This is a genomic window from Aeromonas sp. 603079 (assembly GCF_049172135.1).
In the GTDB taxonomy this organism is placed as follows: Bacteria; Pseudomonadota; Gammaproteobacteria; order Enterobacterales; family Aeromonadaceae; genus Aeromonas; species Aeromonas veronii.
Genome location: NZ_JAAKPX010000005.1, coordinates 1 through 16,778, shown reverse-complemented (window position 1 = coordinate 16,778; position 16,778 = coordinate 1). Strand labels below are relative to the sequence as shown.

8 protein-coding genes, 2 rRNA genes and 4 pseudogenes are annotated in these 16,778 nt (G+C 49.6%); 7 read left to right on the top strand and 7 right to left on the bottom strand.

All coding sequences use genetic code 11. From position 1 onward, the window contains the following. Positions 1-146: 146 nt before the first annotated feature. From G5287_RS04400 to istB, 4 genes and pseudogenes are all read left to right on the top strand, one after another. Entirely contained in the window at positions 147-1,124 is a 978-nt protein-coding gene (locus G5287_RS04400; protein ID WP_421230917.1) for a hypothetical protein, read from the top strand. 518 nt (positions 1,125-1,642) lie between these two features. Next, the gene (locus G5287_RS04395; protein WP_421230916.1) at positions 1,643-2,536 is read left to right on the top strand and encodes a helix-turn-helix domain-containing protein; all 894 of its coding nucleotides are present in this window, start codon (positions 1,643-1,645) and stop codon (positions 2,534-2,536) included. An 877-nt stretch (positions 2,537-3,413) separates the two neighbouring features. Beyond that, a pseudogene (gene istA / locus G5287_RS04390) lies at positions 3,414-4,947 on the top strand (IS21 family transposase). A gap of 14 nt (positions 4,948-4,961) precedes the next feature. After that, positions 4,962-5,717: pseudogene (istB, locus tag G5287_RS04385) on the top strand (IS21-like element ISAs29 family helper ATPase IstB). Between the two features lie 278 nt (positions 5,718-5,995). On the opposite strand, the gene G5287_RS04380 reads toward istB, so the two are convergent. Together G5287_RS04380 and G5287_RS04375 are read right to left on the bottom strand one after the other, a co-directional pair. After that, positions 5,996-7,078 (bottom strand): IS110 family transposase, encoded by a 1,083-nt coding sequence (locus G5287_RS04380; RefSeq protein WP_421230915.1) that lies wholly within the window; start codon positions 7,076-7,078, stop codon positions 5,996-5,998. A gap of 273 nt (positions 7,079-7,351) precedes the next feature. Next, positions 7,352-7,537: pseudogene (locus G5287_RS04375) on the bottom strand (DDE-type integrase/transposase/recombinase); the annotation flags it as partial. Positions 7,538-7,948: 411 nt separating this feature from the next. Here G5287_RS04375 and tpx point away from each other — a divergent pair. Beyond that, positions 7,949-8,458: a thiol peroxidase gene (gene tpx, locus G5287_RS04370; RefSeq protein ID WP_421230914.1), complete on the top strand. Its 510-nt coding sequence runs from the start codon at positions 7,949-7,951 to the stop codon at positions 8,456-8,458. 966 nt (positions 8,459-9,424) lie between these two features. Here tpx and G5287_RS04365 read toward each other — a convergent pair. Beyond that, a protein-coding gene (locus G5287_RS04365; protein WP_421230913.1) for an IS5 family transposase occupies positions 9,425-10,325 on the bottom strand; the annotation gives its coding sequence in 2 pieces (ribosomal slippage) (positions 9,425-9,742 and positions 9,744-10,325; 900 coding nt in all). Between the two features lie 291 nt (positions 10,326-10,616). On the opposite strand from G5287_RS04365, the gene G5287_RS04360 reads away from it, so the two are divergent. Then, a complete protein-coding gene (locus tag G5287_RS04360) occupies positions 10,617-11,555 on the top strand; it encodes a hypothetical protein (RefSeq protein WP_421230912.1) in 939 nt (312 codons plus the stop codon). 1,446 nt (positions 11,556-13,001) lie between these two features. Then, complete coding sequence (locus G5287_RS04355; RefSeq protein WP_421230911.1) at positions 13,002-13,571, top strand: autoinducer binding domain-containing protein; 570 nt, start codon at positions 13,002-13,004, stop codon at positions 13,569-13,571. On the opposite strand, the pseudogene G5287_RS04350 reads toward G5287_RS04355, so the two are convergent. The 4 genes and pseudogenes from G5287_RS04350 to G5287_RS04335 form a co-directional block, all read right to left on the bottom strand. Continuing rightward, positions 13,537-14,339, bottom strand: a pseudogene (locus G5287_RS04350) (IS5 family transposase). The gene G5287_RS04355 and the pseudogene G5287_RS04350 sit on opposite strands and share 35 nt — an antisense overlap. A gap of 45 nt (positions 14,340-14,384) precedes the next feature. After that, positions 14,385-15,599, bottom strand: a complete 1,215-nt coding sequence (locus G5287_RS04345; protein ID WP_421230910.1) for a tyrosine-type recombinase/integrase — start codon at positions 15,597-15,599, stop codon at positions 14,385-14,387. A gap of 800 nt (positions 15,600-16,399) precedes the next feature. Next, positions 16,400-16,514, bottom strand: a 5S ribosomal RNA gene (gene rrf / locus G5287_RS04340). A 122-nt stretch (positions 16,515-16,636) separates the two neighbouring features. Continuing rightward, a 23S ribosomal RNA gene (locus G5287_RS04335) occupies positions 16,637-16,778 on the bottom strand; the annotation flags it as partial.

The window sequence follows — 16,778 nt, the reverse complement described above, 5'->3', positions numbered from 1 at the left end:
AGGTCACTGTGCAACTGGTTGGCAGTGATTGCTTTAGCAAACCAAAAATGTTCAGAGCATTAACCCATGGGTTATTCTTGTTCTCGGGTCATAAAAGTCACATCTCATTTAGATATGTTTATTCATTATAAAATGTGGAGGTTAAAATGGACGTTCCTGTAGTTCCTGTATTGGTGGAAGCGTATTGCTATAAAGGTTCTCCAGACTGGGGGGTTGGTGATGGCTCTGGGATTCCTACCGGTCCCGATGGTTGCTCCTGGAGGGATGTTTTCGACTCCTCAGTTAGCGCTAATATTCGAAGCGAGCACCTCACTCAAGAGGTAGGTATACTAAACCAATCAAACGGTAGCGTGACGGACGAACAATACGCTTATCCTATATCAGTGACGACGGGTGCCCAAAGCGAATTTTCATTTACGCATGTTTATGAGGGCGGAACGTATGGGGCAAACGGAGGAAGTTATCCAAGTGTCACATTAAATACGGTAACCATAGATAATTCGCTCGATTTGGCATCAAACACACGGATTCTGAACCGAACTCTGCCTGCCAAGCAAGCTCTAGGTCGGATTGTGACTGTGAAGCCTGTTCAGATAGAGATCAACAAGTTCGAGGGGAGCGAAAAAACACTCAGATTTAGAGTAACCCGATCTATCTGGGATGAAATCGATTATTGCGGGGGGGGCAGGTGCAGTCCAGGGGGGCGGGGAAATGCATACAACTGGGTTGGCTACTATGAGCTGTTCAAAAAGGGGACTGTCACATCGGTATCGCTTCCGGAATTTATTGACTTTGGCACTGTCGTTGTCACAGAACAACCCCAAACTATCACAAAAAAGTTCAATATTGACATTGGCGCTAAAGGGATGGTAATTACCAGCCTTTTGACACTCGCCGATGGGCTAGCGGGTGACGAACGTAAAGGCAAACTTGGGGATGGGGGAGCATATTATGAGATTATACGTGATGGTTATCACCCATCCAAGCTTGATGGTAGCTCGGGCGTAAGTGAGAAATTTGTCGGCTCTGTATCGGCGCCCTACACCATCAAGCTAACGGTGCCTCCATCGACCAAACCGGGAAAGGCTACAGCAAACCTTACCGTTATCTCCCGACAATGGTAGTGTAGGTAGTCCATAAGTATGTTACATTACATAGATAGACTTGTTTTATTATTACATTTTTCTATCAGCTGGCATTGTGGGGAGTGTATATAGGAATCCTATTAACCGTAGCGGAATAAAGAGTGACCCGCACTAAAGTGCTATATTGTACTATCAGTTACATATAATTCTGAGAAGGAAGGCCCCTGAAAACAAGACAGCACTTTGGCATACCGTTCACCTCGGGCATTTCTGCGCAGTCTGGTATCACTGCCCTAAGCTGAAAAGCGTGTCGTGATCTATTGGGTTAAATCGAGCGCCACTTCAACAAGAGGCGCCACCAAGTTTAGTTGCATTGATGCCTCTCTCATGACTCGACTCAAAAGAGCTTGAAGGAAAAAGCTGCCGCCTCAAGAAGATATACGCCGAAGAGTGACTCAAAGCCGAGATCATGGCAAAAAAGTGGCAACGCCATCTCTATCCGGTTGGCCTAGGCTTCTATCATGTCAACAATAAGTACCACATCATTCGAGGATGTTATGGCAAAGGCTCCCATATTGACCATTGATGATTATGCCCAAGATATCCTCGAATGGATTGATGCCAATTTTAACGAGCTGCCTTGCCTCGATGATTTGGCGCTTAAGCTCGGCTATAGCAAAAGAATGATCCAGCTGCACTTCAAAAAGACCCATGGTATGACTATCGGTGATTACATCCATAATCGCAGGCTCTATCGAGCATGCGTATTGCTAAGGATGACAGAGTTGAGCATCAGTGAAATCGCATATTATCTTCACTTCACTAATCATCAGAACTTTTGCCGAGCCTTTAAAAGGAAGCTTCATTTTTCACCGCGAGCATTTCGAATGCTTCCGGTCAATATCTTGCCGAGTCTGCAGCTACCACAAGTTAGTTACAATGGCAATATCGCACACGACTTAATCACCCTAGAGAAAAGGGTTTTACTTGGGGCTGAGTTTCGATATGAAGATTATTTTCTTGGGCCTAATTCAATGAGGGGGCAAGTTAAACTTAGGCGGTTACAGGCTTGGTTTCAAGATAACACAACAACGTTAACAATCGCCTCAGAAGTTGAACGAAATGATATGCTTCAGGCCCGCTCTCGAGCGGGGATGATATCCGTATCAGCAATTGCGGGGCAGGCTGTTAACGCGGTTCAATCTGTTGATACACCAATAAATACGACCCTCTACACATTTGGTGGCTATTATCTACTCTGTCCATTCTATGGTTTTTTTAGTGATTACGCAGCACATACGAAAGACATTTATATGCATCTACTACCACGATTAAATCTTAAACGTAGAGAAGGTCGTGATATTGAATTTTTCCATTTCACCCCTCATATTTTTGATGAATCTCCTCAGATATTTTGTGAGCACTACATCCCTGTTGAAAGAAACCAGTAACGCAATACCAATGAAAAATCAATGAAAAGCTACCAGCACTCAGCATATCTAAACATTCTATTTCTTAATATAGGATACTGGATAATCACTGCTTTCTTTTTTTTTACTACTATTGATTCAATGTCAACCCAAGCGAAAATATATGCCGTGGGAGGCCCTGCAGCAACGAGCTTCATTAGTTTTCTATTTTATATGTCGACAGGGGGCGGCACATCCATTCGTGTACCCAAAACCAAATGTACTCTTATATCATTTTTTGTTTTTTTGTTTTTTTGTTTTTTTGTTTTTTTGTTTTTTTGTTTTTTTGTTTTTTGAGGGAGGTTAGACTGTCTAACCTTAGATATCAGATAGTACAACGTTTGCTATCTTTTCGAATAGTTACAACATCGTAATATTCCATTCTGAGGCTATCTCGCATCGGCGATGACAAGAGAAATGTTGTGGCGTTGTTGCCCAAATTGATTCAACTTGAATGGATCTAACTGAGGGCTCGGAGATCCTGAACAACTCCATTTTCTTCATGCATCATGTGCTCGTCGCTTGATTCCATCACTAATTGGCTTCACCGCTCTATTCTCATCTTCCTCGTGGAAAATTAACTCACCAACAATCGCGTTGTATTTTACACTGCCATATTTTCCTAAACGAAGTGAATAACTATCGCCAATCAATTTTGAAGCAATAGTTAATGAGGGGGGGGCTGCATATTCCGGCCGATCATGAACACCGATTCTGGTTCAAGGTGAACGCTCATTCCGGCTCAACCTGAACACTTTGCACCTCCTTTCCGGAAACAGTGTTCAACATCCCAGAATCATCCTTAACGCATTGATTTAAAAACCTTTGATACGCTCTCCCTTTTGTCTGGGAAGAGCCTATGACTGCCAAGAGGATTGCAATGCGTAATATTCGTGAAGTGCTGCGGCTGGAAGCTGACCTCTCTGTTCGCCAGATCAGTATCTGTACCAAGGTAAGTTCGGCTCCATCCAGAAACTCCTCAAAAGTGCCCAGGCGCTCGGCCTTACCTGGCCCTTACCTACCGAACTTGATGATGGCCGACTGGCTGCCCTGTTCTATCCGCAGGCCGATACCACCATCTCGGCCCGCCATATTGTACCGGATTGGCCCTCTCTCCATCAGGAGCTCAAGCGCAAGGGGGTCTCCAAACAGCTGCTCTGGGAGGAGTACACCCAACGCTATCCCAATAGCTGTTACAGCTACTCCCAGTTCTGCGACCGTTACAAGTCCTGGTGTCGGTTGCAAAAGCGCTCCATGCGCCAGCTCCATAAGGCGGGGGAAAAACTCTTTATCGACTACAGCGGGCCCACGGTGCCCATCGTGTCGCCGACTACGGGGGAGGTCCGTCTGGCCCAGATCTTTGTCGCCGTGCTCGGTGCGTCCAACTACACCTTTGCCGAGGCCATCTGGTCACAGTCACTGCCGGACTGGCTGCAAAGCCATGTCCGTGCCTTTGAGTTTTCGGCGGTACCCCGGCACTGCTGCTCCCCGACAACCTCAAGAGCGGTGTCAGCAAGGCTTGCCGATACGATCCCGAGCTCAACCCCAGCTACCAGTAGTTGGCCGAGCACTATCAGGTGGCGGTGATGCCAGCTCGTCCCTACAAGCCCAAGGACAAAGCCAAGGCGGAAGTGGGTGTGCAGATCGTCGAGCGTTGGATCCTGGCCCGCCTGCGCCACCAGACCTTTTTCTCGCTAGCCGAGCTCAACCAGTGCATCCGGGCCTTGCTGAACGAACTCAACGAGCGCCCGTTCAAGCAACTGCCCGGTAACCGGCGCGAGGCGTTTTAGCAGTTGGACCGCCCGGCACTGGGACCACTGCCGGTGCATCCCTATCGCTATGTCGCCATCAAAACGGTCAAGCTCAACATCGACTATCACGTCAGCTATGAGCAGCCCCACTATTCGGTGCCACATCAGTATGTGGGCCAGCAACTGGAGCTCCATGCTGGCGACACTTTGCTTCAGGTCTATCACCAGCAACAGCTGGTCGCGAGCCATCCACGTAAAACCATCCCGGGAATGAGCACGCTCCCGGAACACATGCCGGAACGTCACAGCAAGCAGCAACACTGGACGCCAGGCCGTCTCAAGCAGTGGGCTGCTGACATCGGACCGGGCACCTTGTGCTGGGTTAGCGAACGGCTGGAAGAGAAAGCCCATGCCGAGCAGGCATACCGACTCTGCCTGGGGCTACTGAGTCTGAGCCGGGAGTACCCGCCATCACGGGTCGAGGCCTGCTGCCAGTTGGCCAACCGGGAAGGTCTGGTGCGACTCAAGCAGCTCAAGTCGGTGCTGACCAGTGGCCGCGACCAACTGCCCGCAAGCCCGCTGAGCTACCCAGAGTTACCGCAAGAGCACGAGAACATCCGTGGCCCCCAGAGCTTTCACTAAAGAGGATACGCCCCATGACCCAACAAACCCTGACCCGTCTGAGAAACCTGAAACTGACCAGCATGGCGGATGCCGTGCAACAACAACTGGGATAGGCCAGTACTTACGAAGGGCTGCCCTTCATCGGGCGGTTAAGCCTGCTGGTCGAACACGAACAACTGAGCCGGGAGCAGCGTAAGCAAGCTCGGCTGGTCAAGCAGGCAAGGCTCAAACTCCAGGCCACGGTGCAGGAGCTGGACTACCAGTCAGCACGTAACCTGGAGCGGTCACAGGTAGCAAATCTGGCCCAAGGAGAGTGGCTGCGCCGGGGCCAGAACCTGCTCATTACCGGCCCCTGTGGCTGTGGAAAAACCTACCTGGCTTGTGCGCTGGGCTACCAAGCCTGTCAGCAAGGACATAGCACTCGTTACTACCGGCTGTCACGTCTGCTGCTTGAACTGAACCAAGCCAAGGTAGATGGCAGTTACGCCAGACTGCTGGGTCAACTGGCAAGGATAGAGCTACTGATCCTGGATGACTGGGGACTGGAAGCAGTGAATGCCGAGCAGCACAACGCACTACTGGAAATCATGGATGATCGGTATGGAAAATACTCGACGGTCGTGGTCAGTCAGCTGCCAACGGAAGAGTGGTACGCGAGCTTGGGGGACAACACTCTGGCAGATGCGATCCTGGACCGGCTGATGCACAACGCACACCGGCTGTCATTGAAGGGAGAATCTATGAGAAAGAGGAGAAGTGGGTTGACCCAATCTGAACAGTCGAGTTAGAAACGGGATGACGTGAGCGCGTTAAGGATCAGGGTGTTCACGTTGGCCGGAATGGCTGTTCAACTTCGCAGGAATACGCACAATCGACAGGTCAACGCAAAGGCATTATGTTCGCCAATCCCAGCACGGGTCAGATTGGGCTGACATTCTTGAGCATAATGAACTGAGTATCCCAACAATTACCACGCCGACTCATGCTCTGGGTCATGTGATAGCGCCACAGTCGTTGCCGAAATACCCTACTGCCATATTGGCTGCCCTGGACGCCCTTCTAAGAGTCAAGTCGTTATTTGAGTGCTGTTGATCAGCCGGTTTTGATTTCGTAGGAGCGTATAGACCTCACGCGAGATATAACGTTTTAAGCAACGTAGCGCTTCCATTTTTGAGTGACCCTCAGCTACCCGTTTGGCCACATATTCTTGTGTTTTCGTATCGGTACGCAATCGCCCTATAGCGATAATATGCAGAGCACTATTGGCGGCACGATCACCACCACGATTCAGTCTGTGACGGTTTGTTTTACCGGAAGATACGGGGACTGGGCTGACGCCACATAAAGCCGCGAAGCCAGACTCAGAGGTCAGGCGCTGAGGATTATCACCAGCAGTGATCAGCAGTTGAGAAGCACATTCGTACCCTACAGCTTTTCGCCTGATAAGCTCTGGCGCCAGCTCATCGACAATCGACGTTATCATAACGTCCAGATCGGCTATTTCGTCATGTAACTCCAGATATCTTCGAGCCAGTGATTTCAGTGCAATACGATAGGCATCCTGAACATTGCGGTAGGCGGTAACATCGGGTCGCCACGAGGCCAGTGTGCGGATCAAATGCATCCTCGTGAGGTGACGGATCTGGTCACGTAACTCATCAGGAGCTGACACGATATTCATCTGGATCATTTGTAGTGCAATGCGTCGGGCAACGACAGCTGTTTTACGGCCGACTTTCAGGACGCAAAGCGCTTCAATCATTCCGCTACGTGTTTTAGGCGTGACGGTGCGTATGCGGGAGAAAGCGGCGTGGGCAGCACTTTCGGCATCGATCGTATCGCTTTTACCACGTTTACGACGTTCCATTTTATCTGGTGCGGTGACCTCCAGTACCTCGATCTCTGAACTCTGGAGGTAACGCAGCAAGCCTGCGCCATAGGAACCAGTACATTCAACGCCGATACGCTCAATCGTACCAAAAGATGCCATCCAGGCCAGCATTTGTCGGTATCCTTGGCGTGTTGCCGCGAAGAACTCACTCCCCAAAACGCGGTTGTTTTGATCAACTACAGCCGTGACATGTAAATCTTTATGCGTATCAACGCCCCCAACAACGGACGGTGATTGAGCGGATTTTGTCTTTGCCATAAGTCATTTCCTGCTTCGGAAACTATCCGTCATTTCTCCTGACGATAACCCGGACAGGACAGTAAAGAGACAAGCCGTCAGGCCCTTCTTGAGTCACGCGCATCGGTGAGGAGATGCCTCGCATGAAATACTTCCCGGTAACCGACGGGTCCAGGGAAAGACACATTTCTGGTCGTTCAGAGTGAGAGTCAGGAAACCGGGGAGTCTTCACTGCATCAGTGATCTTACCAGTCAGGCAAAACAGCAAGCATGGTGATGAAAACTGACAGTGACATTATTACTGTCAGAGTGAAATAGCACACCGAATGGGCAACCCCGCTGCTGATAGGCCATCTCTGCATCAGGCTTATCAGACATCACCCAGCCCACGACCCGCCGGGTGTGCAGGTCAAGAACCGCTGCCAGGTAATGCCAACGACCACCTGCCCAGGCGTAGATGATATCGCCACACCACAATCTTGTAGAGTGCGTCTTCCATGGCGCCGTCGCTGAGGTTTCACCGCTGTTGCATGCAGCGAATGCGAAAAGGGGCGCGTTCAAGTCCTGGCAACAACACCCTTTCCAGTCTTGGGATAGTTGGGATAGACGGGGCTATGACCGTCTGCATCCTTGATGCATGGGAGCACAACGTCCATTCGGACGCAAGAATATCTCTTTGCGGGTTTTACTGAGTATTCCATTGCGCAAGCAGATATAGCAACTCATACGGAGCCCCGCGGAGCTTCAAACAAAGCCAAGCGTCTCGCGTGAGGAGCTTGTTCGCACCCACCTAAGGCTCGTACAGATGAGCAACCAGCTTCACTACTTGACACTTCTATGTTGGTGAAAATGCATAGACTATTAATTGTTCATTAACAAAGGAGGCTAGATATGCCCAACACTGTCACTCTACAAGGCTGTCCTATTATCATTTCAGGCCGCTTTCCTACTGCGGGAGAGCAAGCCAAACCTTTCTCTCTCGTGGGTGAAGATCTTTCCGATGTAACGCTTGCGAATTTCTCGGGCCAACGCAAAATTCTGAACATATTCCCGAGTATCGACACTCCAACTTGTGCTGCTTCAGTCCGCAAGTTCAATGAGATACTCAGCACCCTGGAGAGCACTGCTGTGCTCTGCATCTCTGCAGATTTGCCATTTGCCCAGTCCCGCTTCTGTGGCGCAGAAGGTCTGGATCGTGTTGTGACACTGTCCACTCTTCGTGGGGCTGCTTTTATGGAGGAGTACGGCGTAGCCATTTCTTCTGGTCCTCTTGTAGGGTTGGCTGCGCGCGCAGTCGTGGTGCTAGATGATGACAATAAGGTTCTGTACAGCGAGCTTGTGGCAGAAGTGGCTGATGAGCCGGACTATATCGCTGCGTTGGCCGCCCTGCGAGGGCGATGACTGCAAAGACCTATCGCTGCAGAAGTGGCTCTGCGGAGAGGCAAGTCCGTGACCTCCGTAACTGTGCTTTGGATTAAATTCGCAAGCGGCACAGCTGAAAACTGCAATGCCCGACGCTCGCAAGAGCGTCGGGCAAACAAAGTAATATCTGCAGTGGAAAATGAAAGCCGGATGAGCATATCTGTGAGCGCCACCACCGATTAGCGAAATCAGTCACGCCTTCAGTTTAAGTTCCAACACAAGAATCCCCCTCCTTGAACCAACAACTCAAAGGAGTGAAAATAAAGCTCGCTAGGAACTGAAAAAGTCACTCCCTGTCTACGCATTTTGCACAATAACGCCTGCACCCGAATCAGGCCCTGCTCCATATCCTTTTTCTTTGAAGAAAACATTGAGAGCATATCTATCTATTAACTTATCATTTTATAAGTTTAATGAATACCGTCTATCATGTATGTAATTTCGTGAACCATAATATTTTTGAATACTCGTCATCGGCAGGATGACGCGGCTAAAAATGCAAAGTAGACAAACACCACACGTATCACTTTCTGAAAGACTGCTGCGAGGCAATTGAAACAAATAATCTTTCAGGATATAACTGTCTTCGTAAGCTCATGATGAGTGGTATTGGACTATGCAGAACCAAGTTAAAAATAGGCTGCGTGGTGGAGAACGTCGTGACGTTTTAATGCCCCTTTTTTGCATGGTTCAATACAAGTGAGGCTCATGAAATGAGCTATGTTTTGCCGCAGAACTGTCTATATAATATCGACTCCCCAGTCTCCTTGACATTCTGCGGCCTTTTTAAAAAATTTAAGGAAGGTGCGAACAAGCGGGTCATTTCTTCCCAAGTTGGCTCACCGATTAAATTTTCACGTGTTTGGACCGGTATTTTCTCCCGGAAACACCCGAACCAGCCTATTTAGACCATTTCTTCGCCATTTAAGACGTTATTCCCGGTTTTTAGTGAGACCTCTCCCACTGACGTATCATCTGGTCCACCCGAAACAGGTTGGCCAGAGTGAATAACATCGCCAGCTGGTTATCGTTTTTCAGCAGCCCCTTGTATTTGGCTTTCACGTAGCCGAACTGCCGCTTGATGATGCGAAACGGATGTTCCACTTTGGCCCTGATGCTAGCTTTCATGTATTCGATGTTGATGGCCGTTTTGTTCTTGCGCGGATGCTGCTTCAAGGTTTTTACCTTGCCAGGGCGCTCGGCAATCAGCCAGTCCACATCCACCTCGGCCAGCTCCTCACGCAGCGGCGCTCCTTGGTAGCCAAGCATCGGCGGAGACAAATTGCTCCTCACCGTGCAGCAGGTTACCCAACTGATTGAGGCCATGCTCGTTGGCTGCCGTGGTGACCAGGCTGTGGGTCAGCCCACTCTTGGCATCAACACCAATGTGGGCTTTCATGCCAAAGTGCCACTGATTGCCTTTCTTGGTCTGATGCATCTCCGGATCGCGTTGCAGCTCTTTGTTCTTGGTCGAGCTGGGAGCCTCAATGATGGTGGCATCCACCAAGGTGCCTTGGGTCATCATGACGCCGGCTTCGGCCCGCCAGCGATTGATGGTCTTGAACAATTGGCGGGCCAGCTGATGCTGCACCAGCAGGTGGCGAAAATTCATGATGGTGGTGCGATCCGGCAAGGCGCTATCTAGGGATAACCGGGCAAATAGACGCATGGAGGCGATTTCGTATAGAGCATCTTCCATCGCGCCATCGCTCAGGTTGTACCAGTGCTGCATACAGTGAATGCGCAGCATGGTTTCCAGCGGATAGGGCCGACGACCATTACCGGCGTTGTGATAAAACGGTTCGATGACGGCGGTCATATCCTGCCATGGCAGGATCTGCTCCATGAGGGAGAGGAAAATCTCTTTTCGGGTCTAACGGCGCTTACTGCTGAATTCACTGTCGGCGAAGGTGAGCTGATGACTCATGATGAACCCTATTCCATGGCTCCAGATGACAAACATGATCTCATATCAGGAACTTGTTCGCACCTTCCCTGAGTCAACTATTCATTTAACCCATGCAAGCTGCTCTTTTCATAAAATGAAACTTATGGCTAACCTCTTCAGCTATATTGTTTATACGCGTTAGATGCTTCCTTTTGTGCTAATGTATGTTAACTAATTCGCGAGAGATAGATGAGTAATCGTAAGACTAACAACTTCAAAGCAGCTGCATTCGTGCCTTTTTTTTTGTGCGCATTGCCTTCATCACTATTTGCCTCTGAAATTATGGAGTGCACCAATCTAGATATGGCAGCACTTAGCAGTGAAAGCACACTATCATGCTCAACCATTATGGATATTAACAGTGAAGAAAAATCACGCAACTCTTCATTCAATCGATTAAGCCCAAATAGTCAGCCTACCTACATTCGGTTACATAACAAAGGTGGATATACATCTTGGATGAAAGCTGAATATCAAATCAGAAATTCAGACGGAACTATTTCATATCACTATGAAAAAACGGGAGGAACAACTCTCGGCCTTACCTCGCAGGTGAAGTTACCTGCTGATGCAGAAAATGTTCGCGTTCAAGCTCAACTTAACACACTTGCGCCTTGGCAACCCATTCGTGATATTTTCATCAAAAATTTAACTGCTAACGAAAATGTCTGGAGCGGGCTTGATCGGGAAAATAAAAAAGTCAACATAATACAATTTGACGTCTGGGGGACGACATTCCACTCCAATTATGCCTTAGTTCAGCCCAAACATACCGAGCGAAATGATTATAAATTAAAATCGTGGGGCTCGCCTGGTAAACCAGGAGATTTATATGTTTATGAAAACCCTTACAGGAAGAACATTGTAGAGGTTTTCAAATTGAAAGGCAATCCAGGAGCTTATTACCCTATAGACAGTCGAAGCAACAATGACTGGGACTATGTAAGCCTCAAGAAGTGGGGCGAGCCAGGGAATCAGGGCGATCTATATGAGTACAGAAACACTTATACTAGGACTTCAGATGTCATGCAATTGAAAAATAGAGGAAACCCAAACGCATACTTTCCAACAGATGGAGCAGATAATAAGGACTGGAGGGTATTAGGGCAATACCACTTTAAATATTAAGATAATACCTACCTATCAATAGACGTTTTTATCTGTTTGGTTTGTATCTATTTCTAGTATTGATAGTATAGTTCTTGTTATTTCATGACACCGGCTTCAAGCTGGTGTCTTTTTTACTATAGTATAACACACAATACTGTAGTGCATTGTTGTGGTCTACCCCTACATCATCTTGCCCTGATGTGCCCGCTAATTCTTGTGTCATGAGCAGTCTAAGTTGAGTAAGAAATCCAAGTAATGGTTATTTATTTTTATCAACGCAGGTTGTATAAAACCCTCCTCCATTCAGTTTCATTAAGTGACACCAACCTACTTGGCTGTATCGATAACATCGAAGATATTCAAGCTGGTCGCGGAACGTATAGGTTAATTGAAGTATTCACAAAAAGTCTCTCTGGGATCTCGTGCCTTATTGCAACTCACATTGGGAGATGAGGCTGTGGCTACCTCTTTCTCTACGTCAATTACTTACAAGGAAGGTCATGGTTAAGGGAGGCAGCCAGACTTGATAGCTACATTCGCGTACAGAGCAAGTACGGGATTGAGCTCTAATCGGCAACGCGCAAAAAAGGTCTCGATATCACAGCCCTCCGGTTTCCATACCGACGCGACCATTACGAAAACTGTTTTCAGTCACGTGGTTTGTATTCGTTAAGCTGTTGTATTGAGATGGTAATGCCTAGCAGTTTCCCGCAGTTGCAAAACACTAACAATTACGACTCTATCTTAGGTTATCCTGATAATAACCCCAGAGTTAGAATGTATTCGGCGGCCACCATTATTAGCAGCTAATTAAACTCCTCCATAACTCAGAGCAATGACATGCCTATCAACCCAAAGCCATCTTTACCGCGTTACTTACAAGTAGCGCACTGGCTACATGAGCAACAACGAGCGATCAGTGCCCGTGAAGCAGCAGACGTATTTGGTGTTTCGTCTTGGTCCATAGAACGAGACTTTGCCAGGGTTCGGGGATTATCCGGGATCGTGGTGCTCGATGAGCAACGAGTCCCCAGCAAAGGTGGGCAGCAGTATTTACTGCGGGTGCTGCAGATTTTCCCCTACTGGCTTGACGAACACCAGCAACCCTATCAGCAACTCGCCAGTTCCTGGGACCTCAACGCCCCCCTCACGTGGCGAGACCTACTCTGCCGTCCTTGGTGTCAATTAGTCGCCCGACATAAAAGCAGTGTCGACGATTGATCCTACTCGTATCGACCTGTTCCAAACCTTTGGTGAGGTTTGTAGGTTTGACGAACCATTCAGTGTGAGCGTTATCATTTCATGATTGGATACTTGTTGCTTGATTAAGCATTAATAATATCAAGTAGGTTTCTTCGTCGTTAAGCCATTCTATTGACCACAACCCCGCGATGTCTTCCCAATACCCCTGATGCGCTGACACTAATATCCCAGTTCAGTACTGCCACTGACGAACAAGCTATTGTGACCTTACTCCGATCACTCTGCCAGCAGATGGGGTGTGACCATTTTCGATTGGGTTTCATTTCACCGAGCTCGATACAGCGTCCTGACGTGCGCATCTTCAATGGCTGTCCTGGCCCGTGGGTGCAGACCTATGACGAGAAGGAGTTGTTTGCGGTGGACCCCGTGGTGCGCAAGGGGATGGCGCAGAGCATGCCGATATTGTGGGCTAATCTCATTGCCGAGTGTTGCGACAAACAGGATGCTGCTGGATTGGAGGTCATGATGCTGGCCCAAGAGGCTGGATTGCGTGATGGCATCACCATCCCTTGGCATGGGCCGAATGGCCATGTCGGGTTGCTCTCGCTCATCACGCGTACACCCCGGACTGAGCATCAATGGCTCAGCGCGATCCCATTTCTGAGTTGGCTATCAAGCCACGTCTTCGAAGCTGTCGTTCGGGTGTGTGCGTCAGCCATGCCACTTCGTGTCCCTTTGAGCTTGCGGGAGTTAGAAGTCTGTCAGTGGGCGGCTGGAGGGAAGCAAGTTAGAGCCGCTAACAAAACCGTTCAACAAAGCGTAGGCAGATAACGGCGCAAGCCAGCGTCAACAAGGCGAGATGGATATCCAACCGTCGCTCGAAACGTATTCGTAGCTTCCCAAAGCCTGCTAGCCAACCATGAGTGCGTTCTACAACCCAGCGATGACAACCCAATCGCTCATTGCTATCGATGCCTCGCCGGGCAATGCGAACCTTGATACCCCGTCGCCTCAGATAATCTCGACAACGGCGAAAATCATACCCTTTGTCTGCGTGTAGCTTGTCAGGTCGACATCGTGGTCGCCCTCTCTTACCTGCTAACGCCGGAAGTGCATCCAACAAGGGCTCAAACATTATCGAGTCATGGCGATTGGCGCCTGATACCAGCACTGCGAGCGGTATGCCCTGACGGTCCACCACTATGTGTCGTTTACTGCCCAGCTTGCCTCTGTCTGTCGGGTTACGTCCTGTTTCCTGGCCCCCCGGGGGCTGGCTACGCTCGCGCCATCGAGGCTTGTTCTACTCCAGTCGATGTGGCCAGCTTGATGTAGCTGGCTCAGGAGCGCCACGTGAAGTCGCTACCAGATGCCTTGAGCTTGCCAATCACGTAGGCGACGCCAGCACGTCATTCCGCTGCCAAAACCCAAAGACTGGGGTAAATCCTCCCACGGGATCCCGGTAGTAAGGACAAACAGAATACCGTTGAGAACGGCATAGTCATCGAGGCGTGGACGGCCACCCCGTGGCGAAGGCTGGTGAGGTGGCAGAAGTGGCTGCAAGGACTTCCATAGCTGGTTACTGATGATTTTTCGTGTCATGCCGGCTATGTGGGGACTGGTATCGTTCGAATCAACTTAGTTTTGTTAGCGGCTATTAGTTGGTAAATTGCCAACCACAAACTCAGCCCAAGCATCCATCATCGGGCGTCGCTGATCCAGCAAGTCTGTGCGGTGGTACGCAGCCTCTACCTTGTTTTGCACCGTATGGGCTAATGCTCGCTCAGCGAGATCCCGCGCATAGCCCAGCTCGCTGCACCAGTCCCGAAAGCTGGAGCGAAAGCCATGTGCTGTTGCCATTCGGCCAGGAGTACAGCTCTCCGCTTTGGCCCTTCTCAGAAACATCGTCAGCACTGTGTCTGAGAGGGGTACTTGGTCTCTGGGAGAAGGGAATACCAATTCGTCATGCAATCCCCTTAACCCCTTCAGGATCTCGACGGCACGCAGAGATAACGGAACACGATGTTGTTGCTTGGCTTTCATACGCTCGGCTGGTAGGGTCCAGATCTTTGCTTCCAAGTCTACTTCTGACCACTTCATGGCTCTGACTTCACCTGAGCGGCAAGCCGTCAGGATCAAGAACTCCAGCATGGAGCGGGTTACATCGTACTGTTGCGCTGTTCTAAGGTGCTTTTGCACAAAGGCGGGGATATCACGCCAAGGCATCGCAGGTTGATGTTCTACCCGCACAGACTTGCTGGGTTGTGCCGGTAGTAAATGACCCACCACATCTACTGGGTTTGCAGAGGTATAGCCGTGAGCCCATGCCCAAGCCATCACTGCGTGTAGGCGCTGCTTAACACGGCTTGCTGTTTCCGGGATCGTCAGCCATATCGGTTGCAGAACTGAAGCGATATTAGCTGGGGTTATCGCATCAATGGAGATAGAGCCAATGGTAGGAAAGGCATATTGCTCCAATGTGGTGATCCATTGCTTACCGTGTTTGGGGTTCTTCCAACCTGGTAGCAAGCTTTCATAGACCAATCTGGCAGATGCTTCCAACGTCGGGATCTTCGGCTTGTTCTGCTCCTGCAGTCGGACCTCTAGCGGATCCAGATTATTCGCCAGCTGTTCCCGCATTACCTGTGCGTCTCGAGCTGCATCAGCGATGGATATCTCGGGGTAAGTCCCGAGGCCTGCATTTCGCCGTTTCTTTGTCAGTGGGCTGACATAGCGGAATACCCACTTGCCTCTGCCCTTGGCGGTTGAAGGGTGTAGCGTCAAGCCTGTAACGCCACCGTGAGCAAGGGGTTTATCTTCAGGCTTGATGTTACGAGCTTTGGTATCGGTGAGGATTGCCATCAGGGAACCTCCTTGAGAATTGAATATGCCACGCAGTATGCCACCAAGCATGCGCAGCAGTAATATGTGATTGGGATGGATTGGACAATACTTGGCTCTAACTTACTGATAATAAATGGGGTATTGGATTTGTGTGGTGTTGATTGGACTTGATTGCGGCGGGCACCTCCTCCGCCATTTATACCGAGCCCATGCAACCATGTTGCGTGGGCTTTTTATTTGCCTGCGATTTGCCACTCCTCATAGATCTCAACACATTAGTCTTCTTCAACTCCTTTCTTGATCTTCTCACCTGCGAGCTAAATAGCTGCCCCAAGATCACCTATCAACATCGAACCTCTGCGTTCCTGCGAGCATCCCTTCCCATTTCCTTATTGCCCCAAACAAGGACCCAAAGCAGCAACCACTGCGCCTGCGTGTTAGCACAGCCAACACACTCTCTGGCATAACGTCAGTGGGCGACTAACAAAATCATGGACAAGCAGAGGGCTCAAAAAGAAAGACTTCAGCTAACACAGGACGCAGATGCCCAGGAAAGATCGCAAGCAAGAGATCCTAGCGTACAGGCGAGCATAGGATTCGTGGGTCATGACTACGCCAGAGCCGCCATACAGAGCTACAGCGGTTCAGTGAAGAAAGAGTACCAAGCGGAACATCAGGCTATTTGTGGAACCAGAAAGCAGCGGCGAGTAAGGATAAAAACAGAGGAAGGGAGATAGGGAAGGTCAACAATCAGGCTATTTGCTGAATTGCAGGCAATAAAAAACCCCGCTCGATGAGCGGGGTTTCTTGTATTGGGTGCCTGGCAGTGTCCTACTCTCGCATGGCGAATGCCACACTACCATCGGCGCTACCGCGTTTCACTTCTGAGTTCGGCATGGGATCAGGTGGTTCCACGGCGCTATGGCCGCCAGGCAAATTCTTAATCTAGAAAGCTGACGTGAGTAGTGATGTTGCGCTTGGCTTGTCACTATCACTGAATTTGAGTAGTTCGCTTGGTATCTGTTACAAGCCTTAGAACACTTCTTGGGTGTTGTATGGTTAAGCCTCACGGGTAATTAGTATGGGTTAGCTCAACACGTCGCCGCGCTTACACACCCCACCTATCAACGTTGTGGTCTCCAACGGCCCTTTAGGACCCTCAAGGGGTCAGGGATGACTCATCTCAGGGCTCGCTTC